This window comes from Halalkalibacter oceani (genome assembly GCF_023715705.1).
GTDB lineage: Bacteria > Bacillota > Bacilli > Bacillales > Bacillaceae_D > Halalkalibacter > Halalkalibacter oceani_A.
This window is the reverse complement of record NZ_JAMBOS010000008.1, coordinates 1-25537: the sequence shown is the minus strand read 5'-3', so window position 1 is coordinate 25537 and position 25537 is coordinate 1. Positions and strand designations below refer to the sequence as shown.

The 25537-nt window shown below is 47.3% G+C and carries 23 protein-coding genes, 1 tRNA gene and 3 rRNA genes; 1 reads left to right on the top strand and 26 read right to left on the bottom strand.

All coding sequences use genetic code 11. The annotated features are described in order from the left end of the window. Window positions 1-237: 237 nt before the first annotated feature. The 4 genes from M3212_RS09875 to M3212_RS09860 all read right to left on the bottom strand — a co-directional run bounded on the left by M3212_RS09875 (window position 238) and on the right by M3212_RS09860 (window position 2712). Window positions 238-771, bottom strand: a complete 534-nt coding sequence (locus M3212_RS09875) for a DoxX family protein (protein ID WP_251193803.1) — start codon at window positions 769-771, stop codon at window positions 238-240. A 258-nt stretch (window positions 772-1029) separates the two neighbouring features. Continuing rightward, window positions 1030-1788: a twin-arginine translocase subunit TatC gene (tatC, locus tag M3212_RS09870; RefSeq protein WP_251193802.1), complete on the bottom strand. Its 759-nt coding sequence runs from the start codon at window positions 1786-1788 to the stop codon at window positions 1030-1032. Between the two features lie 17 nt (window positions 1789-1805). Then, window positions 1806-1985 carry a twin-arginine translocase TatA/TatE family subunit gene (locus M3212_RS09865; protein WP_251193801.1) on the bottom strand — a complete coding sequence of 60 codons (180 nt, stop codon included), beginning with the start codon at window positions 1983-1985 and terminating at the stop codon, window positions 1806-1808. Between the two features lie 91 nt (window positions 1986-2076). Next, complete coding sequence (locus M3212_RS09860) at window positions 2077-2712, bottom strand: redox-sensing transcriptional repressor Rex (protein ID WP_251193800.1); 636 nt, start codon at window positions 2710-2712, stop codon at window positions 2077-2079. Between the two features lie 189 nt (window positions 2713-2901). On the opposite strand from M3212_RS09860, the gene M3212_RS09855 reads away from it, so the two are divergent. Further along, window positions 2902-4827 carry an ABC transporter ATP-binding protein gene (locus tag M3212_RS09855; protein ID WP_251193799.1) on the top strand — a complete coding sequence of 642 codons (1926 nt, stop codon included), beginning with the start codon at window positions 2902-2904 and terminating at the stop codon, window positions 4825-4827. 218 nt (window positions 4828-5045) lie between these two features. Here the strand turns inward: M3212_RS09855 and M3212_RS09850 are convergent, their stop codons facing one another. The 22 genes from M3212_RS09850 to M3212_RS09745 all read right to left on the bottom strand — a co-directional run. Continuing rightward, window positions 5046-5774, bottom strand: a complete 729-nt coding sequence (locus M3212_RS09850) for a glycerophosphodiester phosphodiesterase (protein WP_251193798.1) — start codon at window positions 5772-5774, stop codon at window positions 5046-5048. Between the two features lie 21 nt (window positions 5775-5795). After that, window positions 5796-6623, bottom strand: a complete 828-nt coding sequence (locus M3212_RS09845; RefSeq protein ID WP_251193797.1) for a carbohydrate ABC transporter permease — start codon at window positions 6621-6623, stop codon at window positions 5796-5798. A 14-nt stretch (window positions 6624-6637) separates the two neighbouring features. Further along, complete coding sequence (locus M3212_RS09840) at window positions 6638-7477, bottom strand: carbohydrate ABC transporter permease (RefSeq protein ID WP_285874243.1); 840 nt, start codon at window positions 7475-7477, stop codon at window positions 6638-6640. A 34-nt stretch (window positions 7478-7511) separates the two neighbouring features. Then, window positions 7512-8582, bottom strand: coding sequence for an ABC transporter ATP-binding protein (locus tag M3212_RS09835; protein ID WP_251193795.1), 1071 nt, complete (start codon window positions 8580-8582; stop codon window positions 7512-7514). A 32-nt stretch (window positions 8583-8614) separates the two neighbouring features. Next, window positions 8615-9451 carry an HAD family hydrolase gene (locus tag M3212_RS09830; protein WP_251193794.1) on the bottom strand — a complete coding sequence of 279 codons (837 nt, stop codon included), beginning with the start codon at window positions 9449-9451 and terminating at the stop codon, window positions 8615-8617. 83 nt (window positions 9452-9534) lie between these two features. Then, window positions 9535-10845 (bottom strand): ABC transporter substrate-binding protein, encoded by a 1311-nt coding sequence (locus tag M3212_RS09825; RefSeq protein WP_251193793.1) that lies wholly within the window; start codon window positions 10843-10845, stop codon window positions 9535-9537. A gap of 226 nt (window positions 10846-11071) precedes the next feature. Then, on the bottom strand, window positions 11072-11680 hold the full coding sequence (locus M3212_RS09820; protein WP_251193792.1) for a glycerol-3-phosphate responsive antiterminator: 609 nt from the start codon (window positions 11678-11680) through the stop codon (window positions 11072-11074). Between the two features lie 33 nt (window positions 11681-11713). Next, complete coding sequence (locus M3212_RS09815) at window positions 11714-12556, bottom strand: metallophosphoesterase family protein (protein WP_251193791.1); 843 nt, start codon at window positions 12554-12556, stop codon at window positions 11714-11716. A gap of 248 nt (window positions 12557-12804) precedes the next feature. Further along, complete coding sequence (locus M3212_RS09810) at window positions 12805-14949, bottom strand: hypothetical protein (protein ID WP_251193790.1); 2145 nt, start codon at window positions 14947-14949, stop codon at window positions 12805-12807. Between the two features lie 310 nt (window positions 14950-15259). Continuing rightward, the gene (tsaD, locus tag M3212_RS09805; RefSeq protein WP_251193789.1) at window positions 15260-16267 is read right to left on the bottom strand and encodes a tRNA (adenosine(37)-N6)-threonylcarbamoyltransferase complex transferase subunit TsaD; all 1008 of its coding nucleotides are present in this window, start codon (window positions 16265-16267) and stop codon (window positions 15260-15262) included. Beyond that, window positions 16264-16722: a ribosomal protein S18-alanine N-acetyltransferase gene (gene rimI, locus M3212_RS09800; protein ID WP_251193788.1), complete on the bottom strand. Its 459-nt coding sequence runs from the start codon at window positions 16720-16722 to the stop codon at window positions 16264-16266. The genes tsaD and rimI overlap by 4 nt, the downstream gene beginning before the upstream one ends. Continuing rightward, the gene (gene tsaB, locus M3212_RS09795) at window positions 16719-17432 is read right to left on the bottom strand and encodes a tRNA (adenosine(37)-N6)-threonylcarbamoyltransferase complex dimerization subunit type 1 TsaB (protein ID WP_251193787.1); all 714 of its coding nucleotides are present in this window, start codon (window positions 17430-17432) and stop codon (window positions 16719-16721) included. Before tsaB ends, rimI begins: the two co-directional genes overlap by 4 nt. Beyond that, the gene (gene tsaE / locus M3212_RS09790; protein ID WP_251193786.1) at window positions 17429-17884 is read right to left on the bottom strand and encodes a tRNA (adenosine(37)-N6)-threonylcarbamoyltransferase complex ATPase subunit type 1 TsaE; all 456 of its coding nucleotides are present in this window, start codon (window positions 17882-17884) and stop codon (window positions 17429-17431) included. The genes tsaB and tsaE overlap by 4 nt, the downstream gene beginning before the upstream one ends. Before the next feature lie 5 nt (window positions 17885-17889). Beyond that, window positions 17890-18879 (bottom strand): thiamine-phosphate kinase, encoded by a 990-nt coding sequence (thiL, locus tag M3212_RS09785; protein WP_251193785.1) that lies wholly within the window; start codon window positions 18877-18879, stop codon window positions 17890-17892. A gap of 145 nt (window positions 18880-19024) precedes the next feature. Continuing rightward, window positions 19025-19098: transfer RNA gene (locus tag M3212_RS09780), tRNA-Met, on the bottom strand. A 382-nt stretch (window positions 19099-19480) separates the two neighbouring features. After that, a 5S ribosomal RNA gene (gene rrf, locus M3212_RS09775) occupies window positions 19481-19596 on the bottom strand. A gap of 440 nt (window positions 19597-20036) precedes the next feature. After that, window positions 20037-22208: a choice-of-anchor I family protein gene (locus tag M3212_RS09770; RefSeq protein ID WP_251193784.1), complete on the bottom strand. Its 2172-nt coding sequence runs from the start codon at window positions 22206-22208 to the stop codon at window positions 20037-20039. 219 nt (window positions 22209-22427) lie between these two features. Further along, window positions 22428-23573 (bottom strand): trans-sulfuration enzyme family protein, encoded by a 1146-nt coding sequence (locus tag M3212_RS09765; protein ID WP_251193783.1) that lies wholly within the window; start codon window positions 23571-23573, stop codon window positions 22428-22430. 22 nt (window positions 23574-23595) lie between these two features. Continuing rightward, window positions 23596-23976: a fluoride efflux transporter CrcB gene (gene crcB, locus M3212_RS09760; protein ID WP_251193782.1), complete on the bottom strand. Its 381-nt coding sequence runs from the start codon at window positions 23974-23976 to the stop codon at window positions 23596-23598. Further along, window positions 23973-24383 carry a fluoride efflux transporter FluC gene (locus M3212_RS09755; protein WP_251193781.1) on the bottom strand — a complete coding sequence of 137 codons (411 nt, stop codon included), beginning with the start codon at window positions 24381-24383 and terminating at the stop codon, window positions 23973-23975. Before M3212_RS09755 ends, crcB begins: the two co-directional genes overlap by 4 nt. A gap of 825 nt (window positions 24384-25208) precedes the next feature. Beyond that, window positions 25209-25324, bottom strand: a 5S ribosomal RNA gene (gene rrf / locus M3212_RS09750). A 126-nt stretch (window positions 25325-25450) separates the two neighbouring features. Then, window positions 25451-25537 (bottom strand): 23S ribosomal RNA (locus M3212_RS09745); the annotation flags it as partial.

The window sequence follows — 25537 nt, the reverse complement described above, 5'->3', positions numbered from 1 at the left end:
AACAGATCACATTGTCATGATTTATTCTTTTTTTCTATACCATTTGTTCATTATTTTTAAACCCATCCGCTCAATAGAAAGGGATGTTTTCGCTCGATGCTGCTGAGCGGATTAACAAACTCCCGGACAATGCGTTCAAAACGGAACAGCTAAAAGATGTGCCAAAAGGCGCATTCCCCTTTGACACATCTCCAAGCACTTTTAAAGCAACTCCCCTTGCTTCTTTATTACTGCCTGCTATTTTTGCAGCAAACCGTTTCCTTCTATACAGTTCAGATTTGCCGCGTCTCTCTTACGCAAAAGCTGCCGGCGTAAATAAGGCAGCACCCAACGGTCTCCCCCAAACCTTCCAGCGTTGGCTCCAGCCGCCATAATAAAAATAGAAATTAAAATAAGCAGTGGATTTGTCGAAATCGTTCCGGCAAATAGAAACGCCATATTCATCGCTACGCCAAAAAAAGCAGCGGCAGAAGTCAGAATGCCTGTAATAAGTCCTAAACCAACAAGAATCTCTCCCCAGGCAACAACAAAACTGAATAAACCTGCGTATGGAAGCGCCACTGATTCTAAAAATGTCACATAAGCAGGATATAAAATCTCTTCCCCTTGCATCACAGGATTGGCCACTGCATGTTCCAAATATCCTCCGGCATGAAATCCCCCTGTCACCTTTCCTACCCCTGAGGATAGCCAAGCCCAGCCTAAATAGAGGCGTAAAATAACCATAACCCCTGCTACCACCCTGTTTTCCCGTAAAAACTGTCCAATCATCAACAAGTCCCCCTCACATCATGTTCAATAAAATAATTTTGTGAATGTTTTCACAATGTTTTATAAGTTAAGTATATAAGACGTAGATCAATTTGACTACCGAATCTTGCATTTTTCACACTTTGTTCAATATTTCACAAACTATTGCTAAAATTAAGAAGGAATATATCCTGTGCCGTTGCAATAGAATCGTATCGATTCCTCTACTCAAAGAAAAACGAGCAGGAACCTGTTCCCTGCTCGTTTTTTCAACCTTTATTATGAATCGGCTGCTCCTGCCTCTTCCCGTTCTCTTTCCGCCTTTTGCACTTTTCGATACGTCACATAGGATACCCAGATGCTGAATTCATAGAGCAGCAATAGAGGAACCGTGACCATTAAATGCGAAATAACTTCAGGCGGGGTAATCATCCCGGCGATGACCAGCAGCACAAAATAGGCAAGCTTGCGCACCTGGCTTAACAGCATTGGGGTAATGATCCCCAGTCTCGTTAAAAACATCACGATCACAGGGAGCTGGAATAGCGCGCCGAATGGGAGTGTCACCTGAAAAAGAAAGGTAAAGTATTCATTAATCCCATACTGTTCCGTGATCCCGAGCCGCTCTGCTAAATTGCTCATGAACTGAACCAAATAAGGAAACAAAATAAAATAAGCGAAAGCGATTCCCGCTAAAAACAGCAAAAACGCAAGCGGAATGTAGGACAAGGTCGCTCTCTGTTCATTCTCATGAAGACCGGGTCGGACAAAAGCCCACAGCTGATAAAGAATAACTGGAAACGTTAAGATTAACGCACTCGCAAACGCGAACGTCATAAAGACTCGGATCGAATCGGTCATCTTAAAGGCGTTCATCGGCAAATCAGCAGCCGTTGGCGTGCTTTGCAAATATGTGATTAAGGGAGTCGCTAAAAAAAAGCCGGCGACAAAAGCCACTGCAAAGAAAGCGAGTGTGATGATTATTCGCCGCCTTAACTCCACAATGTGTTCCATCACCGACATATCTTTTTGTTCCATGGATAAACCCTTCCTGCTTAGGCTTTGTTATTATCTTTCTTTTTATCGTCTTCTTCATCCGCCAAGCCTTTTGTCGCATGCTTGAATTCACGCAGTGTATTTCCAGCAGCCTTTCCAAGCTCCGGCAGTTTTTTTGGACCAAAGATCAACAATGCAACAAGCGCAATAATCGCAATACTTCCCGCTCCTAATCCCATAGGTAGCACCTCCTTGTCCTTTTATCATACTCAGCAACAGCTTCGCCGAGGAATTTCGCTTTTCGTCATACTCCCGCTGGGAGTATTCCTATTATACGGGATAATGCTTTAGAAAATAAACTAACGCCTGTAATTCGACTGACAGGTCAATGTGATGGACACGGACTTCCTCAGGCACATCCAGCCGGGCCGGTGTAAAATTAAGGATGCCCTTAATTCCTGATTGTACGAGCTGATCGGCAATCTTTTGAGCGGCAAAGGCCGGGACTGTTAAGATCGCCACCGTCACCTCTGGATCAATCAGCTCAGTCAGCTGCTCAAGATGATAGATCGTCACCCCGCCAATGTCCTTGCCGACTTTTTCCTGATCAACATCAAAAGCCATCACAATTTCAGTATTATTATTTTTAGAAAAATTGTAGTTCAAAAAGGCTGTTCCAAGGTTGCCAACACCGACAAGAATCACTTTCGTCAACTCATCCTGATCAAGTGTCTTACGAAAAAAAGAAAGCAAATAATTGACATTATAACCATAGCCCTTTTTCCCAAGTGCTCCAAAATAGGAAAAGTCGCGACGAATGGTCGCTGAATCTACTTTCACTGCCTCACTCAATTCCGTTGAGGATACTCTCTGTTTTCCTGAGGCCTGGAGATTCTCCAAAAACCGATAGTACAAAGGCAGCCGCTTTGCAGTTGCTTGGGGAATCTTCATTTGCTCGCTTTTCATCAGCGCCTCCCTCCTGCCTGCGAGGACACAGTCCTCATTTTTTCATTGTACACCATTTCACACAGTTTGTAAGTGGTTTCGTTTCATGTTCAATAAGTTGTTGAAAGATTGATTCTGCGATACACTCACAGTATACAGCTTTTTTAGAAAACACGTCGTATCTTTGCAAGAAGATAGAAAGGGAAAACCATGATTGTTTTACAGTGCATCAATCTTTCAAAATCATTCGGCGCAGAGCCTATTTTATCAAATATTAAGCTGGATATCCAAACTGGAGAACGTCTTGCGCTCGTTGGACGTAATGGAGCCGGCAAATCAACCTTGCTCAAAATCATTGCCGGACAGCTTTCTTACGATGACGGCGAGCTTATGCTGCCTAAAGGCGTAGAGCTTGGCTACCTTGCCCAGGACACAGGACTCGAATCAAATCTGTCAATCTGGGATGAAATGCTGACTGTCTTTGAGCCTTTGCGCCAGATGGAAAAACAGCTGCGCGCGCTCGAAGTGCAGATGTCGGACCCTGACTTGCTGCAAAACACGCCACGCTATGAAAAGCTGCTGCGGGAATATGATGAAAAGCAGCTTGCTTTCAAAGATAAGGGCGGGTATCAATATGAAGCGGATATCCGTACCGTGCTTGCCGGCATGAACTTTGCTGATTTCGAATACAGCACGAAAATTTCTACGTTAAGCGGCGGGCAAAAGACACGGCTTGCTTTAGCGAAGCTGCTTCTGACAAAGCCGGACTTGCTCATTCTTGATGAGCCGACGAACCACCTCGATATTTCTACATTAACATGGCTTGAGCATTATTTGCTTGGCTACAAAGGAGCGATTTTGATCGTCTCCCATGATCGCTATTTTCTCGATAAAATTGTTACAAAGGTTGTTGAGATTTCCAGAACGAAATCCATCAAATATCATGGAAATTACAGCAATTACCTCGAGGAGAAAGCAAAGCGCTACGAGCTTGAAGTAAAGCAATATGAAAAGCAGCAGGATCAAATTGCCAAGCTTGAGGATTTCATTCAAAAAAACATCGTCCGCGCCTCGACGACAAAGCGGGCGCAAAGCCGGCGCAAGCAACTCGAGAAAATGGAGCGGCTCAACCGGCCTCCCGGTTCCGAGAAATCCGCCTCCTTTTCTTTTGACATTGACAGACAAAGCGGAAATGAAGTGCTGCGGGCAACCGGCCTTCATGCAGCCTACGGCGAGCACTCGATTTTCCGCAATCTTGATTTGGCGATCGACCGCGGCGAAAGCGTCGCCCTGATCGGTCCAAATGGAGCCGGCAAATCGACGCTATTAAAAGCGTTAATGAAGGCGATCCCGCTTCAGGACGGAACGATCCGCCTCGGCAGCAACGTAACGATTGGCTATTACGATCAGGAGCAGGCGAATCTCAAATCGAACAAGCTTGTGCTGCAGGAGCTGTGGGATGACTATCCGTTATTACCGGAAAAGGAAATCCGGACCGTGCTCGGCAACTTTCTATTCAGTGGGGATGATGTGCTCAAGCCAGTGTCGGCGTTAAGCGGCGGCGAAAAGGCGCGCCTTGCCTTGGCGAAGCTAATGATGCAAAAAGCCAATTTCCTGATTCTTGATGAGCCGACGAACCATCTCGATCTCGACGCCAAAGAAATGCTGGAAGCGGCCTTGATTGATTATCCTGGCACCCTGCTCTTCGTCTCACATGACCGTTACTTCCTCAACCGAATTGCGACAAGAATGGCAGAGCTCGAGCATGGTCAGATCACGAATTACCTTGGTGATTATGATTACTATGTAACGAAAAAAGCTGAAATGCAGCAGCGTGAGAAGTTGGAACAGGAGGAGGCTGCCGGCCCAGTCCAAACCGAAGATCAGTCCGACAAACGGAATTATGAGGCGGACAAGGAAGCGAAAAAACTGGAACGCCAGCGCTTGCGCCGAATTGAAGAGCTCGAACAGCATATCGAACAGGCAGAAACGGAGCTTGCCGAATGCGAAGAAGCGCTTTGTGATCCCGACGTCTACTCGAATCATGAGGAAGCTCAGGCTCTCCAGCAAAAAATCGATGACCTTCAGGCAACGATTGAGACATATATGGAAGAATGGGAGCAGCTGCAGGAATAAATCACTCACCGTCCCAACTAGGCAGGGCAAAGGTTGTTTCTTTTACTTTTCGCCTGCCCTCCATCCCATGAGCATTTAAAGCCCGTTGTGAGTGGGTTTCTCACAACGGGCTTGTGGTGTTTGAAGCCATTGCCAGTAGGTCCAAAGCTAGTTTTGTCTCAAGCTCTTTGGCGTATGAAGCCTTTGCCAACAGGGGTCAAGGCCAGTTTTTCTCTTCCTCAGCGCGCCGCCTGAAGGGCGATGATGCGCTCGGGGTGGTTTGTCGTAACTCGAAGCTCGTCGTGAAAGCTGGTGAGCTTTTTCAACGTCTCCTCTTCATCCACTGTCCAGACGCCAATCTTTATCCCTGCTTGTAGCAGCTCACCAACCATTGATTCTGTAATAAAGGCATAGTGCATCGAAATAAAACCAGCCTTTGTATAGCGTGCCTGCTCAAGCAATAGAGTCGGCCGGCCAAGATAAACGAGTCCTGTTTCAATCGCCGGATCAGCATCTTTAACCAACTTCACACTAATGTGGTCAAACGAAATGACGGTAACCTGACGCTCCATCTGATAGGACTGGATCAGCTTCACAACGGCTTCCTCCAATCCTGAATAATAACCGGCTGTCTGCTTAAGTTCAATCACGAGACGAGTCGGGCGGTCTTTGAACAATTGGAAAACCTCCTCTAAAGAAGGAATCCTTTCAGCTGAGAATTCCTGATCAAACCAGCTGCCGGCAGTAAGCTGCTGCAGCTCGGAGAACGTATAATCGCGGACGGCTCCGTTGCCATTCGTTGTCCGTTCCAATGTATGATCATGAATGACGACCGGAATGCCATCCTTCGACAGGTGAACATCCAGTTCCACTTCAGTAATGAGCGGCTCGTCCAATGCCAGCCGGAAAGCGGCCAGCGTATTTTCAGGCGCCTGTCCGGACCAGCCCCGGTGTGCAACAATTTTCATTCAATCGTCCCCTTCCTGCTTTTATTTTACTCCTGTATACACAAACGCCCGGATGATTTGACGCTGGGCGAAGAAAAAGACAATCAAAATCGGCAGAACCAAAATCATGTTGCCCGCCATTAAAATATGCCAAGCGACCCCGCCTTCGACTTGCAGCAATTTCGTCACACCAATCGGCAATGTCCGCGAAGCATCGGTCGTCGTCATAACGAGCGGCCAGAAATAATCATTCCAATGGGTAATAAAACTGAACAATCCGAACGTAATTAAAACAGGCTTGGCCATCGGCACCATAATCTTGATAATGATCTTCCATTCACTCGCCTCATCAAGCCTTGCCGCTTCAATCAGCTCCTCCGGCACCTGCTTAAAGGATTGCCGCAACAGAAAAATACCGAAGGCGCTTGAAGCGAAGGGAAGAATCAAGGCCCAGAGCGTATCAAGCAGCCCCCACGAGCTCATCTGCAAATAAACCGGTAAAAAGATCAGCTGCGCCGGAATCATCAACGTGATCATCGTTAGGCCGAAGAAGAATGTATCCCCTTTAAACCGGTAGCGTGCGAAGGCGTAGGCCGCCGGGATAATCGTACAAAATTGCAGGATAAGAATCCCGACAGAAACAAGGATGCTGTTAACGAAAAACCGCAGAAACGGACCCGAATTCCATGCCTTTTCAAAATTGCTCCAATGAAATTCTGCAGGAATCCATTTCGGTGGAAAAATAATTGTCTCGCCCAGTGATTTAAGCGAGGTCGACATCATCCAGACAAACGGCATCGCAAAAATGATGACGATCCCGATCAAGCTAATCGCACGAATTAGCTTAAGGGCAACCACTTTGTAATTCATAAGCCTCTCCTTTCTTAGCGGTAGTGAACGCGTTTGGCAAGCAGGCGGAAGTAAATAATCGTCAATAGGCTGACGACAATTAGCAGGATGACACCAGCCGCGGATGCATAGCCGATCTTAAAGAAACGGAAACCATTTTCATAAATGTAATAGACGAATGTGTTCGTTGAATTAATCGGTCCTCCCTGCGTCATGATCGAAATCGTATCAAAGATTTGAAAGGAGCCAATCATACTGATCACCGCTAAAAAGAACAGTGTCGGCGACAGCATTGGAAGCGTAATTTTCGTAAATGTTCTCCATGGACTTGCCTCGTCCAAGGATGCTGCCTCATACATGTCTTTCGGTATACTTTGCAGGCCGGCGATAAAGACAAGCGTATTAAACCCGACCCCTTTCCAGACAGCCACAATGACTAAGGAATACAATGCGGTGTCCGGGTGGGTGAGCCATTGCACCTTCTCAATCCCGAACAGACCGAGAAACCAGTTAAGCAAACCGTAATCCACATCCATCATCCACATCCACAGCATTGAAATTGAGACGAGCGAAATAATATGCGGACTGAAAATCGCCCCCTGGACAAAGCTGTAGACGCCCCCCTGCTTATTCAGCCAAAGCGCCAAAAACAGCGAGATGGTCAGCGTGAAGAAAACAGTCAGAAACGTATAGACAGCCGAATTGCGCATCACTTCGATAAATTCCCGTTCAGCCAGCAGCGATTTGAAGTTTTCCAATCCAACGAAGTCCTTCGTCGGACTGACGAAATTCCAATCAAAGGCACTTAAGTAAATCATATAGAAGATAGGATAAATAAAAAACAGGCAGAAAATGATCACCGCCGGAGCAATCATTGCGTAAGGGCGCAGCGTCGTCCAATTCACGAAACTAAACCCCCTCCAGCACAAGCGGCTTTTGTCCAATCGAGACATGGCGCATCCGGATTCCATCTTTATCAAAGAAATAGAGCTTATCGAGCGGGATTGTCAGGTAAACCGTTGTCGCTTCCTCGACATTCGTTTGAAACTGCTTCACCCTGCAAAAGCCTGCGCCCGTTTTCACCTTGTAAATAATTTCAGCGCCCAACGTTTCCCGTGTCACGATCTCTCCCGGAATGACGAGCTGGTTATCATGATGGGACGAACCGCTCAGCTGGACAACCTCAGGTCTGAAGCCGATATAGCCCGCCTTAAGATTGACATCGGGAAGATACATTCTAACCTGTTGATACTCAACGACATTCATCGCCGGTGTTCCTATAAATTCAGCGGTGAACGTATTATTCGGATCGCGATACATCTTCATCGGACTGTCCACCTGCTGGATTTCCCCTTTATTCAACAAAATGATTTCATCGCCCATCGACATCGCTTCCACCTGATCATGGGTCACATAAACGAATGTCGTGCCGAGCCGCTTATGGAGCTCGATCAACTCCGTCCGCATCTGGTTGCGCAGCTTCGCATCGAGATTGGATAGCGGTTCATCCAGGATAAACACCTGCGGCTTTTTGACCATCGCCCGCGCCAGAGCGACGCGCTGGCGCTGTCCACCGGATAAATGCTGCGGCTTCTTCTTTAAATACTCCGTCAGGCCGACAATTTCCGAAATCTCATTGATCAGCTTTTTCCGTTCGGCTTTCGGCACTTTTTTATTAATCAAACCAAATTCAATGTTTTCTTTGACCGTCATCGTTGGGTATAACGCATAATTCTGAAACACCATTGCGATATTGCGCTTCCCAGGCGGCACTTCATTGACGCAGCGATCACCGATCCAAATGTCGCCACCCGTTTGCTTTTCCAGCCCTGCAATCATTCGCAGCGTTGTCGATTTCCCACAGCCGGAAGGTCCCACCAGCACGGTGAAAGAGCCGTCTTTGATCGTTACATTTAATCCTTTAACGACCTGTGTCTCATCAAAGGCCTTTGTGACATTTTTTAAGACGATTTTTGCCATTTTGCAGGTCCCCTTTCTGCTTTCATTCGTTACTACCCTGTGATCTGAATTGTTTTCGCGGCAAGTACTTCAGCTAACTGATCAACCGTTTCGACAATGACATCCGGCTCCATTAATAACCCGTGATGCGTATATCGCGTAATCAGGCACGTCTTTCCCCCGGCTGCTTTAACAGGGTACAGGTCATTCCACGGGTTATCGCCAATCGACAGAATATGTTCGGGCTTGTAGCCATCCTCCAGTAGACGCCTCACATATCCCTTCATCCCAACCGGTTTTTTCGCGTCATACACGTATTCATCAAACAGCCCGCCGATATTTAAATAGTTGACAAATTCTTCGCCGGACGGTGACGGTGTGTTCGTCATAAACACCTTTCTTTCCACCTCCAGCTTTTCAATCGCAGCAAATAACGGCTCGCAGCGTTCAATCGAAAACGGTGATTGCAGCATTTCCTTTCTTACTTTATTAAAAGCCGCCACGCACGTTGCTGAAGCAATTTGATGCTTTTCAATATAGAAATTCGCCACACACCACGGATCACCGAGATAGGCAAGCTGCCCGCTTTCCAGATTTACAAGGTCAGACGTAACCGTTTGCTCCACTCCCTCCCAGGAAAAGGCTTTTGTGATCCTCTCCTCTTCATAGAGAAAAACAATTTTCTGTTCCCGATCGAGGAAATGCCCTAATTGAATCGGGTGCTCGCCTGCTAAAATCTGATACGCCTCGTTAACGGTCTCATGAATCTCTCTCTCAGACAGTTTGTCTTTTAACAAATAGGTGATATAACGCTCCAAGAAGGAATATTCCTGATAAAGAGTTCCATCTAAATCAAATATCGCCACTTTACTCGTTTGAAACGGGTGCATTCATCCAACCTCCATTTTTATGCTGAAAAAGGGGCCGCGCCTCTTCTTTTCGCAGCCCCGCTTTGACGTTCCTGTCAAAAGTATTACTGCAATAACTGATTGGCTCTTTCCGCCGCGGTATTCAACGCCTCTTCTGGACTAATATCATCATTAATGAGCGAGCGTGTAATTTCATCCTGTAAAATCTTTGAGATTTCCGGGTACTGATCGAGCATTGGACGCGGTCTCGCATACTCAAGCTGCTCCACAGCCACTTCATATTGCGGAAACTCCTGATACAGGTTTTGCATAACATCACTTTCAACGGCGGATAAACGGCTAGGCAGATACCCAGTATACTCACTTGCATAAACCGTCTGTTCCGTCGCGGTCATCCATTTAATAAATTCCCACGCTGCTTCCTGCTTTTCCTCATCCAGCCCAGCAGTCATGACTAAATTACAGCCTCCTGTCGGCACTCCGTACGTCTCATTGGCCGGCATGAAGGTTGTATTCAACTCAAAGCCCTGCTCATCGGCCATCGTCAGCCAGTAGGAAAGGTCGGCCGTCGAACTGAAGGTCATTGCCGCCCGGCCATTCGCAAAATCCTGCTTCGCCGTGTCACCCGCTTCGTCACCCGTCGGAATTTTAATAATCCCTTCCTTGTTCATCCTTTTCCAAAATTCAACCGGTGCGACCCCTGCATCACTGTTAAACGCGACGGACTGCTCATCGTCGGCAATCATTTGGCCTCCGCTTTGCGCGACATAGGCTTCATAGAACCATATGTTCACAGGCAGCGTAATCCCAACCCGCTCACCTTCAACCGTCAATGCTCTGGCATACTCTTCAAATTCCTCCCATGTTTTCGGTCCGGATGGGTCAAGTCCGGCTTCTTCAAGCAGGGTTGCATTCAAATAAAGAATCGGCGTACTGCGCAAATATGGCAGAGCATATAAGCGGTCGTTAACGTAGGAATTCCCCATCAGGCCCGGGATAAAGTCATCCATTTGAATATCATCGCGCTCGATAAATGGCGTTAAGTCTTCCGTCATTCCCGAGTTCGCAAAAATCGCCACAGAAGCAATTTCATTTTGCGTCACTTCCGGCGCGTTCCCGGCAGCAAACGCCGCCTGGGTCTTCGCATGCAAATCATCATAGGAGCCCTGATATTCAGCCGTCACATGGATGCGATCCTGCGACTCGTTAAACATCTTAACTAGATTCTCGTTATTTTCGCCGATTTTATCTCCCCAGGCGTACCAGTATGTGATTTCGATTTTGTCTCCCTCTCCGCCCTGAGTCGCCTCATCTCCACTACCTGAAGCATCGGAGGTCGTATCGGTTGATTGACAAGCAGCTAGCACAAGCATCACCATTGCTGAAACGAGCAACATCCACAATCTGTTTTTCATTTGATCCATCTCCTTTTATTTGCTTTTATTTTTCCTCTTCCTTGACCAGGCCGCTACGCTCACTCAGACTCTAAAAAAAGAGACCTCGCTCCAATAGTTAGAATGAAAGAATCATTCATCTCTATTCGGCAAGGTCTCTCTGATCATCGCACCAACTAATCTATTTACTTGTTAGGATCATCATAGCTTTCAAATATTAAGAGAACATGAAAGAAAGATAAAGCTTTTATGAATAAGCGACCGCCCCGGCCAGGTCCGCTTTCCACACATCTCGATTAGAGGTCGAAACAGCCAACGCCCCATGGGCGAGAGCCGCTTCGGCATGCTCCTTTTCCGTAAGTAGCCCGCCCGTAATAATCGGGACATCCTTTGTAAAGGTTTTAATTTCCGCGAGGATTTCAGGAATCCGGGCCGGCATGATTTCAATAATATCAGGCTTGTTTCTCTCAAGCTGCACGGGAAGGTTGACGAGAATCTCGGAATCAATCATAAAGATTCGTTGCACCGTCAAAAGCTGACGCTTCTTAGCGGAAGCGATCAAGCTCGGCTTTGTTGTGACGATACCTGTTGGTCTGACATAGTTGGCGATAAAATCAAGCCCGTCGCTATCATTGCTCAATCCTTTGATCTTCTCGATATGAACGAATGTCGGCAAGCCAGCTTCAATTAGCACCTCGACATAATGCTTAATCACATTTATGTTGCCTGTTAAGAGAAAGACACTGCCGATTTGCTCACGCAGCTTCAGTACAAGATCAATATGCTTCGGGGTTTTCACCGCGGCGATTTTCTTCGTCTCTGCTATGCGCGTAAAGATATCCTTTGTCCCGTTCATTCCTTTTCCCCTTTCTTGAAGCATTAAAAAGGTTTAGCTTACATCAACAACCGGCAGGAGCGACACCCGGCATTCACGATCAATCGCTTCTCCCCGTACATCGGTCTGATGGGTGAAATGATTCATATGCCTGTAGACAACAGGAGCGGCCTCTGCCATAACCAGATCCTCGATATCAACCGCCGAGACGATAATTTCTTCCGGCGTGAGCTCAATGACACGCAGGGCATGCTGATCAAGGCAAGCCGACACCTGAACAAAGATCCACTGTTCCTTTTTCACAATCGAATCAATATGGGTATGACCATTAAAATACATCCCGATTCCACGCTTTTTCTCCAAAATGGACCAGACATCAATCTCCGGATGAATCGATCCTTTTTCATGATCGGAGCGCTTCGTCGTTTGATAAACCGGATGATGGGCAAAGACAAGTAATGGCTTCGTCCCGGATTCAATCACCACCTCTTCTAACCAATCGAGCTGCGCTTCATCCAGCCAGCCGCCCCAGTCTTCATAATCCATTTCTTTCGCCGTATCGAGAAACGCGAGGATCGCTTGATCAGTCTCAATCGAGTGATAGCGTTTTTGCCCCGAAATGGTAAGGACCTTTTCCCGCGGCTGCGCATAAAGGTCATGATTTCCTAAAACATGAATGAAGTCCTTTTGATGATGGTTGATCAGACGATAAATATCCTCCAATTCGCTGGTGTGACCGTAATTGGTCAAATCACCAAGTGAAAGATACAAATCCGCCTCAACTTGAAGAAAGTGATCGATAAATCTTTTGTAAAAGACTTCCCGCGCTTCAGCCAACCCGTCAATGTCTGCCTCAATGTCCGGATAGTGCAAATCCCCGATAAGTGCCAGTTTCACCTTCATTCTCCTCTCTTCATTTCAAATCATGTAATATAGGCTTGTCCACTGTTCCTGAATTACTCGGCGGCTTTTTCATTTTTGAACGGCTTCTCTTTCAAAAAAATGAAAAAACCCCTCCTACTGTCGATACAGACAGTAAGCAAGGTTTCTCCTATTCTCTACCTTAATGGTCTTTGTTTATTTACTTCTTACATTCACTATACGGTTACATTGTTAAGTGATTATTAAGGGAATGTTTAGTTTCCTTATAAAAAGCTGTCATTCCTTCCAGCTTCCGGCTCTTTTGCAGATTTCACCAGCCAGAAGTAATAGCTTGATACCACACAGAACATCGACGTCGCCGCCGCCACGACTCCCGAATCATTAAAAAGCAGCAGGGAGAACGAGGCGACGACTCCGGCCTGCATAAAAAGCTGCATATCAGCCCTTTTTAACTGACGCCGCTTTCTCCACAGCACAATCGCCCCCAGCAAATAGCTTGTCACTAACAGCTGTGTCCAGTTGGAGTGCTTGAATAACTTGAAGTTCATCGCCAGCTTCCTCTGAATCAAGTCAAAAATGAATCTTACATCCCCCTGCAAAAGTCGCTCAAACGCCGATCCGATATGGGTCCGTTCACCCGTAAGCTGCATCATAAACAAGAGCAGGACGCCACCTGCCAGCACAGCCAAAGCGATTACCACAAACCTCCCTCTGGACCAGCGCCACTGACCGAGCCGGTAAAACAAAAAGGCGAATGTAATTAACGCTGATAAGGTCGCCCCCGCATTCGTCCCCAGTGTACTTTTTCCGAGCACGAGAATCACGACAACCGCCAATCCCCCCGCGGTGACAAGCGCCGCCCATTTACGGGCATAGGCTAATAGCGGCATCAACACCATTAACGCGACGATCAGATAAACTCCGGCAAACTCATTTCCCATTCCGTAATAGCGTGCGCCAATGATCGGATCATAGCCTAAATACGAGCGCTGCATAAACGGCGACCCGAGCATAACATCGAACGTTAGCAGCAGAAAGGTGAAAAGTCCTGTCCAAAAAATCGGGGTTCTTGTTTTATCCACGAGATATCCACATGTAATCGAACTGATAATTAACAGTATGATAAAGCCCCACACGCCTGTAAACGGGGTCAGCCGCGCCAGCGCCAAAAACCAGAACGGCGACCAAAGCATCGAAAGGAGCAGAAGCCGGATCAGCCTGCGGTACATCTGTTTCGATCCTTCTGTGATGAAGCTGAATGCTCCCGCTGTAAGCAGAGCAATGACGAGAAAGGAAATATAGGTCGATAACACATTGGCACGGCTTTTATAAATAAGAACCATTTCATCGACAGCCGAAAGGATGTCGCCGCCGTCGCTTCGTTCCTGACGGATGACTTCTCCGGCAAGAGGCACTCCACCACTTGATAAGCCGAAAGAGTCCAACAGTGTCGGGACGACATCAAGGCTGCTGACCAAATAGGGCTGCTTCGTCGTCGCCGACGTAAGCATTTCCCCTTTCTTCTTCCCCCAATAAAATACCGGGGCCAGCTGCTGTTTCTCTTGATAGGCATCCTCGTTCATCATCGGCGCCAATAACCAGATTTCCTCCGCATAGCCGCTCTCATTCAGCTCCTCTAAAAAGCTGCTTAATTGCTGTAATTGCCGCTGGTGTTTAGAGGCAAACAACTGCTGATCCATAAAAGCCTTCTGCTCATAAAGCCGGTGCAGATCTCCCCATTCAATTACGCTTAATTGCCGCCGGTTTGCCGCCTCCGCCAACTGCTCCATCAGAAAGGTCCGGTTCATCTCAAGAGCAGACGGAGCCTGTGGATTAGCGCGCACCGCTTCGAGTAAGCTTCCTTTCCCTTCACCATGTTGATTCATAATGAGCAAGGAGCCATAACGCTGCTGTTCAGCTGTCGTATCACTATGGCCAAAAACCCGGCGTTCGATCCCGGCATCCTCGAGGAGTTGTCCTAATAAACCAACTGTCACCGCCATGTGCTTTTTCCGGAGCTGTGGATAATAAGGATGAAATAAGTTTTCTCCTGCCGTTTGCCTACCGACCTGGGACATCCAGTGTTCAACCTCCAGCTCCTGAAAGTTTTCCCCAAGCTGATAGCTGTTCCATCCTTTAACACCGACTGTTCGCACTCCTAAACTTAACGTCATCATATTATTCAAATAAGAATAAGGGCCGTCAGGGCGGACATTCATCGCCCCAATCGCCGACCGCTTCCAAATACGTGATTTGTCCTGCTCAAGGAACCAGCTTGCTTCATGAAAGGAAAGGTCCGGTACAATCATGACAACGACCTGCTTCGCTTCTGATTCTGCCGCCCACGTATCCACAGGGCAAATCAAGAAGATGACGCACAGCCATCCAATAAGCGATTTTTTCGACATTGTCCTTCCTCATTTCGACCTAATTTTCTGACATATCCACATTACCCACAAACTTATTCACATGAAAAACAGCGTATTTCCTACTATCTTTTTATTTATCCACATTATAAACAGCTTTATCCACATTGCAGTTAATCACAATTCATCCTTCGATTTTATCGTTATTTCAGAGCTTATCCCCATTAATCACAGCAATGTGGATAAATGCTGTGCACAAGCTAACGACAGTTCCTTTTTCCCACTTTACTAGCATAAAAAAACCATTTAAGGATAGCCTTTACACCCTTAAATGGTTTTAAACACTATTTATTTACATTAATGATAAACCCGGATTCCCGTTCAGATCATAGCCCGAGAAAAGTCGCTGCTTCCATTTACTACTGGCCGCCGCGCCAATCATCGCCGCATTATCGGTGCAAAGCTCAAGCGGTGGAATGATAAGCTCAACTGATGTGGAAAATTCCTCCTCCAATGCAGCGCGCAACCCTTTATTTGCTGCTACTCCTCCAGCCAACAGAAGCTGCTTGACCTCCAGCTCCTCAACCGCCCGTTTGGTCTTGCCGACGAGCACCTCAATCACACTTTGCTGAAAGCTTGCGGCGACGTCTTCAATTTTCGCCTCTTCACCGCGCTGCTTGTAATTGTGCAGCGTATTAATAACAGCTGACTTCAGGCCGCTGAAACTGAAATCGTAGGAATCACTCTCAAGCCAGGCACGCGGAAAGGAAATCGTCGCTTCTCCTGCAGCCGCCAGCCTGTCAATATGCGGCCCGCCCGGATAAGGCAAGCCCAATGTTCTAGCCACTTTATCATAAGCCTCACCGACCGCGTCATCCCGCGTTTGCCCAATAATCGTAAAGCTGCCTTCCTTCTCCATGTGCACAAGCTCTGTATGGCCGCCTGAGACAACGAGCGCAAGCAGCGGATAGGTTAATGGCTGCACGAGCTGATTCGCATAAATATGCCCGGCGATATGATGAACACCGATTAAAGGTAGTCCTTGCGCAAAGGCAATCGCTTTTGCCGCGTTCACACCAATTAACAGCGCTCCGACAAGCCCCGGCCCTTCTGTGACGGCCACTGCGTCGAGGTCGGAAAAGCTCACCTTCGCATCCTTCATTGCCTGCTCGACGATCAGTGTAATCTGTTCTACGTGATGGCGCGACGCCACTTCCGGCACGACTCCGCCGAAGCGCTTATGGCTCTCCATTTGCGAGGAGACAACGTTACTCACAATGTCAGTCCCTCCCCGTATCACAGCGGCTGATGTTTCATCACAGCTCGTCTCGATAGCAAGGATCAATTCTTCCGTCTTCATATTAGCTTCACCCACATGACTAATGCGTCTTCCAAGTTATCCGCATAATAATTTTTTCGAATCCCGCCGGGCTCAAACCCTAGCTTCCGATAAAGATTTTGCGCAACTTCATTCGATATCCGGACTTCCAGAGATAATGTCGCCGCCCCCAGCTGTTTCGCGAAAGCCATCGCAAAACTGAGCAGCTTTTCGCCCCGCTTCTGCCCGCGAAAACGTGAATGAATGGCGATGTTTGTAATCTGCGCTTCATCCATCACGACCCATAGCCCGCAATATCCAATGACACGTTCCTCATATTCATACACAAGATAATGAGCAAATTGATTGGACGTTAATTCATTATGGAACACAGCCGGATCCCACGGAACGGAAAACGCGTCCCGCTCCACGTCCATTACTTCCTCAATATCACCCTCTGCCATAAAGCGAATGAGCTCCCGTTCTTGTTCAATCATGTTGTCGGTCCCTTTTCTGTCTGGGCTTTCTGCCATTTCGCTTCCGCTTCTGCCAACTGCAAGTAATCAGGCACGAGCGCATGGGGGGAAGGCACTCCCTGAAGATCGTCGCCTAGTCTCGCCAGCTCGGCCGGCCGTGGTAATTGAGCTGCTCCTGGCATAAAACAAGCCCTCTCCCCTAATCGTTCGACGATTGTCTCCCTGTGCAACGCCACATCCTGGCCGATGAACAGGACGTCCTGCTGCTGTTCATGCAACCAATCCAGCCAATCTGTCAGCAGCACGAGACGATCCTCACCCTGCTGTCTGACTTCCATCCCTTGTGCTATGTAGCTGCCAGTATAAACCTGTCCACGCCGCGCATCCATCAGAGGAACGATCACTCCGTGAAAAAAGCGTCCCGCCTGGGCCAGCACCGCCAAACTGGATACGCCAACGACCGGAATGCCAAGCGACCACGCCATCGTTTTTGCTGTCGTGACACCGATCCTCACTCCTGTATACGAACCGGGCCCCTTGGCGACGACAATTTTCTCAAGCTCTCGGGGAGAGATGTCCGCTTCTTTCATCATCTGCTCAATCGCCGGCATTAAACGCAACGAATGATTCTTTTTCAGATTCGTAGTCAGCTCAGCAACCGTTTTCCCATGATCGGTCAGCGCGACTCCCATAATGAAAGAAGATGTATCAATTGCTAAACATATACTCATTCCAGCCACTCCTTACCGAGCTGCCGCTCCCGCTCTCCCACTGCCGTTACCGTTAGCTTTCGGCTCGTCTCATCCAGATGATAGATCGCAATACTAAGTCGGTTCTCCGGCAACTGCTCCTCAATCCTTGTCGGCCATTCAATTACCGAAACACCCTCACCATAAAAATATTCCTCTAAGCCGAGCTCCTCCGCTTCGTCTTCCATTCGGTACACATCCATATGATAGAGCGGCAGCCGTCCTTGATATTCTTTAATGATCGTAAAGGTCGGACTGTTCACAACTCCCTTCACACCAAGACCTTTGGCCAGTCCTTTTGTAAAGCTCGTTTTTCCAGCCCCTAAATCTCCCTCTAGCGTAATAACATCACCGGCTGCCACCAGCTGTCCAAGCCGCTCCGCCAGTCCCGCGGTTTCATCGGGGCTGCGGGTCACCACTGTCCATTCCTGCATCTTCTTCACCTGCGCTTTTGAAAATGATTATAGCCTTTCTTCTCCAGCTTTTTCAGCTGACCGTTTTGCCTTAAAAAAACACCCGGTTCTCCGGCTTCGACACGTCCCACTTCAAAAAAGGGAAGCTTCCCAGCCGCAAAACGCTCTTTTAGTTCCTTTACATCAGCGGGCGCTGCTGCACCGAGCAGAACATAATCCTCCCCTCCGTACAGGGCCCAGTCAAGTTGCTGACTAGCTGGGTAGACACTCACGCTCGGATGAAATGGAAGTGAATCGGCTTCAATGACAATCGAGACATGACTCGCTTCTGCTATTTCATCTGCTTCGCTGGCCACTCCGTCACTAATATCATTTAATGCCACTCGTCCGGCAAAGTCCGCGAACAGGCAACCTTGCTCCACATGAGGCGATGGCTCCTGATGGGCCTTCACCAATGCCAGTTCCTCCTCTGAAAAAGTCGCTGTTCTGCCTCTTTTCAGCAACAGCTCCAGTCCTGCAGCCGCAGAGCCTGCATAGCCCGTCAGAAACAAAAGATCGCCCGGCCGTGCGGCATTACGATACCTTGCTTTTGTACGCTCGACCTGGCCAATCACCGTGATCGTCAGCACGAGCGCGGCCGGAGTAGAAACCGTGTCACCGCCGATTAAATCCATTCTATATTTTGTTGCCAGCTCCTCCATGCCACGGTATATCTCCCTCAGCTCTTTTTCATCCCATGTTTCAGGAACGGCCAGCGATACAAGATAATAAGCCGGCGTTGCCCCCATCGCAGCAAGATCACTAATATTGCTGGCGAGTCCTTTCCTCCCAATCTGAAATGGGGAGAGCGTATCGCGCCGAAAATGTACGCCCTCAACGAGGGTATCAACGCAGACAACCTGATCAGACTTATCTGAAGCCTTGTACACAGCAGCATCATCACCAATCCCTTTAATCAGGGAAGGCTGCTGCAACTGCCTCGGCATAATACTGTTGATGAAAGAAAATTCATCCATATTGATACTCTCCTTTATCCGGACTTTAGGCAATTCGGAATGTCTATCCTCATCTCTCTTCTAGTTTATCCGATTTCGGAGGAAATGCCTATTTCCTCTCAGCACATAAGAAAAAAACCGAAACAATCCGCTTCGGTTTTTGGTATTGCGGGGGACGGATTTGAACCGCCGACCTTCGGGTTATGAGCCCGACGAGCTACCAGACTGCTCCACCCCGCGTCGTTACAAAGTTATTAGATGATGCTTTTACAAAGATGATTAGAACTCTTCTCTTCCCGATTATTCAAGGAAGCTTTCATGCGTCGAGTTTACTCGTCGCTGTTTCGGTGGATGTTTTGCTTGTTGCTCCACCCCGCGTCGTTATTAAGTATTCGGATGATGTTTCCCAAGGAAGCGATAAACTCTCCTCTTCCTGATTGTTCAATGATGCTTTCATGCGTCGAGCTCACTCGCTGCTAATTCGGCGGATGTTTTGCTCGTTGCTCCACCCCGCGTCGTTACAAAGTTATTGGATGATGCTTTTACAAAGATGATTAGATTTATGTGAGATGTACGACCTTAATGAAAGTATCGCCAACTTGTTCATCTTTTATGCAGAACAGCCCGGCAACGTCCTACTCTCACAGGGGGAAGCCCCCAACTACCATCGGCGCTGAAGAGCTTAACGACCGTGTTCGGCATGGGAACGGGTGTGACCTCTTCGCTATCGCCACCGGACTGTTTCTGACACAAGATCTATAATACCATACTACTCTTAACACTTCAAGTGCTTTTAAAACAAAAAGAATTGTTCACAGATTGTACAAATAATTTGATTATGATAGCGCTTACATGTTATGATATAAAAAAGAATATTCAGATAAAATTCACATTTATAAAAAGGGGGAGAACAATTTGCTAAAGAAAATAATGAATCCTCTTCGGGTTATGTTACTTACACCGGTCGGTCTGTTACTCACTGTGTTAGTTCTTCCAGTTCTCATCGCTACCGATGAAGTGCCGCTTTTGCAGCAGTTCTTTGAGTCTTTACACCAATACGACTAGGCGTCTCTTTATAAGAAGAGGCTGGACAAAAGGTTGTTTTACCTTTTGCCCAGCCTTTCAGAAAGCCGAGCTGCCGTCAATTCCAGCAGCGTACAGCTCAGCTCTTCTTTCACTTACAAATCATTCAGAAAGAGCGAAATCATTTTCGCTGCTTCAGCCCGTGAGCTGTGCGCCTTTGGCTGAAACTCTTCTTCCGTCGCTGTCATCCAGCCCAATTCAACAGCATATTGAGCGGCGGCTTTCGCATATGCACTAATCTGTTGATCATCCGCAAACGTAACTTCGCTTCTCTCTCCTGTTTCTTCATTTATATAATCAAATGCTCTCGTAAAAATAACTGCCATTTGTTCTCTTGTAATAGACTGCTCCGGCGCAAACAGATGCTCCGCCGTTCCATTAACGATTCCTGCTTCGTACGCCGCTTGGATAAACGATGCGTTTTCTCCGCGCACGTCAGTAAACGGTCCAGCTGCATCACTTGGCTCCAACCCAAGCCCACGGCTAACCATTACAACCAGGTCACCCCTTGTCAGAGTTTCTGCAGGGCGAAACGCGCCGGCATCAATTACATCCCTTTCCAACAACTCGATAATATAAGGGTAAGCCTGATCGCCCTCGTTCACATCAGGAATTGGCGATAGTGCTCCCGACTCTTCTGTGAATTCATATACTGCAACTGTACCGGAAACTTCATGAGTTGCAGCTAGCAACGCATGACCTGTTGGACTATTTTCTGCTTCGATAAATACAAGCCCTTCCGGAGAAACATCTCCACCAACATTAACGGAAAAATCGCGGCTTGAAATCATCGTCACAAATTGAGAATCTGCCGGGTTCGTAACATCGTAAACCATAATGGCTCCAACGCGCTCTAACGCTGTAAAGGCATAAATAGAATCACCAATCCGGCCGACCACGACCGTTTCCGGTTCTGGTCCCTTCGCATCACTGCGCCCATCAAACTGGAGCTTATCATTCGTTGTATTAAAGTGCTCAGGCAGCACTTCGGCTATAATCTGCTCAAATTCCGCACCACTGTCATAGACCAGTTCCATCGTATCAGCATTGTAAATTGAAAAACTCCGTCCCCCAAAGGAATAAAGGGCTTCATAGATGCCTTGATCATTTTTACCGTCTTCGGCTGTAATAAGGGTATCCTTCATTTCTTCAAGAAGTCCCGACTCAACCAGTTCATCAAGCTCTTCTTGGGAATAACCTTCATAATGATCAGCATTCAACTCAATTTGATCAAGAATTTCTCCAATTTTCACTTCTTCTGAATACGCATCGTAATCGCGCGCATCACCTTCATTTGGCGTAAAAAGATAGGTTTGTCCATTTATAGTGTATAGATCGATTGCATCGGGCATTCTCCAGCCAAGTAAAGGCAGATTCTCTATATTGATCTCGCCATCTTCTATTCCGTCCAGTTCATTTCCAGGAATCGAATGATCCTTAAAACCAATGCCTTTCACTGCCGTTACTTTTTCGGCCTGCAAATCGATAATCGCAATTGCATTATTTTCCTGCAAAGCCACATAAGCAGTCCTGCTATCATCGCTCACAACAATATATTCAGGCTCGATCTGCTGAGCCGCGCTTCCTTTTGAACTGACACGAACATGTTCATCAAAGAGCTCTTCAGGAAACGAGAGTGTTTTCACTTCCAGCTCACTAGTTGACGTTACGCCATTGGAAACATCAATAATGGATACTGATCCTTCCGGGTCCACGCTGTAGTCATCATTTGGTTCCCCTTCATTTGCGACAAGCGCTTTTTTTCCGTCCGGGGAGAAGGTCACCATATCCGGTAATGCCCCTACCTGAACATGAGTCAAATAGTCTCCTGATTTTGTCAGAAATACTATATAGCCAGGATCCGTCTTCGGATCGCTTACGACGGCTAACGCAATAAGGTCTTCACATGGATGCGAGGCTACGCTCGTAATATCCTCAACCTGGTCAAGTCCAAAATCCCCGACATTTATACGACGAATCGATTCCAGCTGACGAAACTCTCCGGAAGCCAGTTCGGCAAACGATAAAATATCAAGCCCGTCTTCAGCCCCGTTTGTTACAAATGCTTTTTTGCTGGCAATATCAAATGCCAAAATTTCTGTTCCACCAGCCCCTGCCAGACTGTCATACTGAGCGAGCTGCGTCACTTGTAGCCGACTTTCCCCATCATATTGCAAAAAAGGCGGTGCCTCGGCAAGTACGTTATACGGTTGGGCTGTGAATAAGAGTGCTGCGGCTAATGTAACGTTTGTTATAAGTTTTTTCAATGTCTTCTGTCTCCTCTTCCATATCGTTCACTCTTCATCATACTGAACAACTGTAAAGAAAAGTTTAAGACTTGTTAATGTTTGTTTAAAGATTGCAAAAAGAACCTGAGTCATAAAGGTTTGCTTCTAACCTTTACGTCCCAAGCCCCCAAAGCGCTGTCGAAGTCAGCGTCTACGTTGTTCATCTCAACCTCGACTTCTGTTCCGGCCTTTCCTGCTCTATGATTGTGCTGACGAAATCGCCAGCTGAAAAGCACTAATAATATCCCGTTCATCCTCTATCCCTACTGAAATACGAATAAGCTGTTCTCCTATTCCCAACTTCTGCCTTAATTCCGCTGGAATTGTTCGATGCGAAGTCCGGATAGGATACGAGACAGTCGTTTCAACACCGGCCAAGGTCGGCGCGATTTTTACCCAGCCGAGCGATTTGAAAAAGGTCTCCACATTAACGGTTTGCTTCAGATCTATACTGACCATCGCACCGTTCCCTTTCTCGGAAACATCCTTCGGATAATGAACGCGGGCCACACCCTCGTTTTCTTCCATTGCGGCAGCCAGTGCAGCCGCGTTGGCACTCTGCCGCTCCATGCGAATGCTCAATGTCTTTAACCCTCTGCATGCCAGCCAAGCTTCAAATGGCGTTAAATTACTTCCAAACGTGACAATGTTTGCTCTTGCTGCATCAATTAACGACTGCTCGCCAGCCAATACACCCGCTGTCACATCACTGTGGCCGCCAATGTATTTTGTCGCACTATGGACGACAAGATCAGCGCCCAGCTTGACCGGCTGGAGTAAATACGGCGTTGCGAATGTGTTATCGATCATTGTTTTTATTTTTTTCGCTTTCGCCAGTTGAATGACCTCCGCCAGCTGCTCTACTCGAAGAAGTGGATTCGTTATCGACTCGGTGTAGAGCAAAACGGTTTTTTCTGTGATCGCTTTTTTGACATCATCCAAATCTCCAAAGGAAACGAAGCTTACTTCAATATCAAAGCCCGCCAGCTCCTGAGAAAAGAGAGTATACGTCCCGCCATACAAATCATCTGAAGCAATAATATGATCTCCCCGCTTCGCAACAGCAAGAATCCCTGCCAAAATGGCCGCCATTCCGGAAGCCGCCGCAACTCCATCATCCGCCTCTTCTAATAAAGCGACCCCTTTGCCAAGATCATCGGTATTAGGGTTGCTGTAGCGCGTATATAAGTATTCCTTTTCACCCTCATAAAAGCTTTCCATATCATCAAGATCAGTAAAGACGAAAGCTGAGGTTTGATAGATTGGCTTTGCCTTACTTGTATTGCGGGCTTTCTCTTTTTTTTGAAAATGAACCGTTCTCGTATTAAAATGTGACTCTTTCATCTTCCCCACTCCTTAACGCTTATTATCTCATTACCGTAAATCCGATCATAAACAAACAGATGGAGCCGAAAACAGTCAACCCCGTATAAAGAAACAGATGCAGCCATCGCTTTTGCTGATACAATTGAACAGCTTCTACACTAAAAGTCGAAAAAGTCGTAAATGCACCGAAATAACCAAGGGCCAGAAAGAGAAATAACGGCTCATCATAAGCCTCGGGAATTTGTTGAAAATAAGATCGATAAAAGACCCCCAGCCCCAGTGAACCTAGGGCATTTACAATCAACATCGAAAGAGGAAAAGGCTGAAATACGAGCTTTTTCATGAGGTAAAGTCCTAATATGTAGCGGGACACTGCCCCCGCCGCCCCGCCTATACCGGCAAACAGTAAAGCACAGTTCAATGCAGCTTCACCTCTTTCCCTCTTTTAGCCGCCAGCTTCCGACCGAGTAAAAAGCCGGCTAACGCACTTATCATCCCACCAAAAACTGACAATAGCAAGTAGATGAATGCAGGCAGCCATCGAGACTCTAACAGCAAAGCCGTGCTATCGGCAGCAAAGGTCGACATCGTCGTAAAGCCCCCGCATATTCCAACCCCAAGGCCAAGTCTGAGCCATTCACGGGGCTGCCGGGACAAAAACCAGCCTGTCAACGCACCCAGCACAAAGCTCCCCGTTATATTTTCAAATAATGTTCCTAATGGAAAATCGCTCGCTTGTGAATATAAATGAACATAGTAGCGCAGCAAGGTGCCAATCGCTCCACCTGCCGCCACCGCGCCAATATTTTGTAATAAAGAGCCCCTCATCTTCTTCCCACCCTTGCGAATAGTACGATTTTAACGTATGAAAGGATCAGGTGACAAGTCTTATTACTGACTTGCCCCTGCTTCCTTTTTCAGGAGCATCTCAAATATCACCCTTACCCGACCCTAAAACGGTGTAAAAGGATTGAGTTTAGTATAAACATTCCTTTAGATTGTAGTTTGTCATCGGCAACTTTGCTTCACTGCTCCCACGCAGTACCTCAAAACCAGTGCCCTTTAGATCATTAACGTCATCTTTTGTGCAATAAAAAAAGCACAATCCGCTTGGATTGTACTTTATCGCCCGGCAACGTCCTGGCTCTCCATTTGTCTTCTACGGGGATGATATTCATGTCGCTTTCTCTGGCCTCTTTTCATGAAGTCCTACGAAGACAAACGGCTCGTCTCACAGGGGGACATGCTGTTTTGCTTCGCTGCTTACTTATGAAGCTCCATCGGCTTTTTCATAGAAGCGGCTCGTTCTTCCGAACGAGTGCTCTTCAGGCCTTGTGCGTTATCCTTTGTGCAATAAAAAAAGCACAATCCGCTTGGATTGTACTTTATCGCCCGGCAACGTCCTGGCTCTCCATTTGTCTTCTACGGGGATGATATTCATGTCGCTTTCCCTGCCCCCTTTTCATGAAGTCCTACGAAGACAAACGGCTCGTCTCACAGGGGGACATGCTGTTTTGCTTCGCTGCTTACTCATGAAGCTCCATCGGCTTTTTCATAGAAGCTGCTCGTTCTTCCGAACGAGTGCTCTTCAGGCCTTGTGCGTTATCTTTTGTGCAATAAAAAAAGTACAATCCGTTTGGATTGTACTTTATCGCCCGGCAACGTCCTACTCTTGCAGGAGGAAGCCTCCAACTACCATCGGCGCTGAAGAGCTTAACGACCGTGTTCGGCATGGGAACGGGTGTGACCTCTTCGCTATCGCCACCGGACATTTGATCGACAGATTACCTCGTAAGGCTCTCTTTGATCAATCTAGCCCACGTCCCAAAAAGACAGGGGACATGGGCTTGATTCCTTCAAAACTAGATCATGATTGTACAAGTATCAAGAATTGCTTGGATAAGTCCTCGACCGATTAGTATCTGTCAGCTCCACGTGTCGCCACGCTTCCACACCAGACCTATCAACCTCATCATCTCTAA

Bases quoted from the DNA above. Each gene is read 5' to 3' on its own strand.
- tsaD (WP_251193789.1), bottom strand. From the start codon at position 16,267: ATGAAGACGGAAGAATTGATCCTTGCTATCGAGACGAGCTGTGATGAA.
- M3212_RS09825 (WP_251193793.1), bottom strand. From the start codon at position 10,845: ATGAAAAACAGATTGTGGATGTTGCTCGTTTCAGCAATGGTGATGCTT.
- M3212_RS09845 (WP_251193797.1), bottom strand. From the start codon at position 6,623: ATGAATTACAAAGTGGTTGCCCTTAAGCTAATTCGTGCGATTAGCTTG.
- M3212_RS09820 (WP_251193792.1), bottom strand. From the start codon at position 11,680: ATGAACGGGACAAAGGATATCTTTACGCGCATAGCAGAGACGAAGAAA.
- M3212_RS09830 (WP_251193794.1), bottom strand. From the start codon at position 9,451: ATGCACCCGTTTCAAACGAGTAAAGTGGCGATATTTGATTTAGATGGA.
- M3212_RS09850 (WP_251193798.1), bottom strand. From the start codon at position 5,774: ATGAAAATTGTTGCACACCGGGGCTGGTCCGGACAGGCGCCTGAAAAT.
- M3212_RS09755 (WP_251193781.1), bottom strand. From the start codon at position 24,383: ATGAGGGGCTCTTTATTACAAAATATTGGCGCGGTGGCGGCAGGTGGA.
- tsaB (WP_251193787.1), bottom strand. From the start codon at position 17,432: ATGAGTATATGTTTAGCAATTGATACATCTTCTTTCATTATGGGAGTC.
- thiL (WP_251193785.1), bottom strand. From the start codon at position 18,879: ATGGATGAATTTTCTTTCATCAACAGTATTATGCCGAGGCAGTTGCAG.
- M3212_RS09810 (WP_251193790.1), bottom strand. From the start codon at position 14,949: ATGTCGAAAAAATCGCTTATTGGATGGCTGTGCGTCATCTTCTTGATT.
- tatC (WP_251193802.1), bottom strand. From the start codon at position 1,788: ATGGAACAAAAAGATATGTCGGTGATGGAACACATTGTGGAGTTAAGG.
- M3212_RS09835 (WP_251193795.1), bottom strand. From the start codon at position 8,582: ATGGCAAAAATCGTCTTAAAAAATGTCACAAAGGCCTTTGATGAGACA.
- M3212_RS09875 (WP_251193803.1), bottom strand. From the start codon at position 771: ATGATTGGACAGTTTTTACGGGAAAACAGGGTGGTAGCAGGGGTTATG.
- rimI (WP_251193788.1), bottom strand. From the start codon at position 16,722: ATGATTGAACAAGAACGGGAGCTCATTCGCTTTATGGCAGAGGGTGAT.
- M3212_RS09855 (WP_251193799.1), top strand. From the start codon at position 2,902: ATGATTGTTTTACAGTGCATCAATCTTTCAAAATCATTCGGCGCAGAG.
- M3212_RS09865 (WP_251193801.1), bottom strand. From the start codon at position 1,985: ATGGGATTAGGAGCGGGAAGTATTGCGATTATTGCGCTTGTTGCATTG.
- M3212_RS09860 (WP_251193800.1), bottom strand. From the start codon at position 2,712: ATGAAAAGCGAGCAAATGAAGATTCCCCAAGCAACTGCAAAGCGGCTG.
- M3212_RS09765 (WP_251193783.1), bottom strand. From the start codon at position 23,573: ATGAAAGAGTCACATTTTAATACGAGAACGGTTCATTTTCAAAAAAAA.
- M3212_RS09840 (WP_285874243.1), bottom strand. From the start codon at position 7,477: ATGATTGCTCCGGCGGTGATCATTTTCTGCCTGTTTTTTATTTATCCT.
- tsaE (WP_251193786.1), bottom strand. From the start codon at position 17,884: ATGCAGGAATGGACAGTGGTGACCCGCAGCCCCGATGAAACCGCGGGA.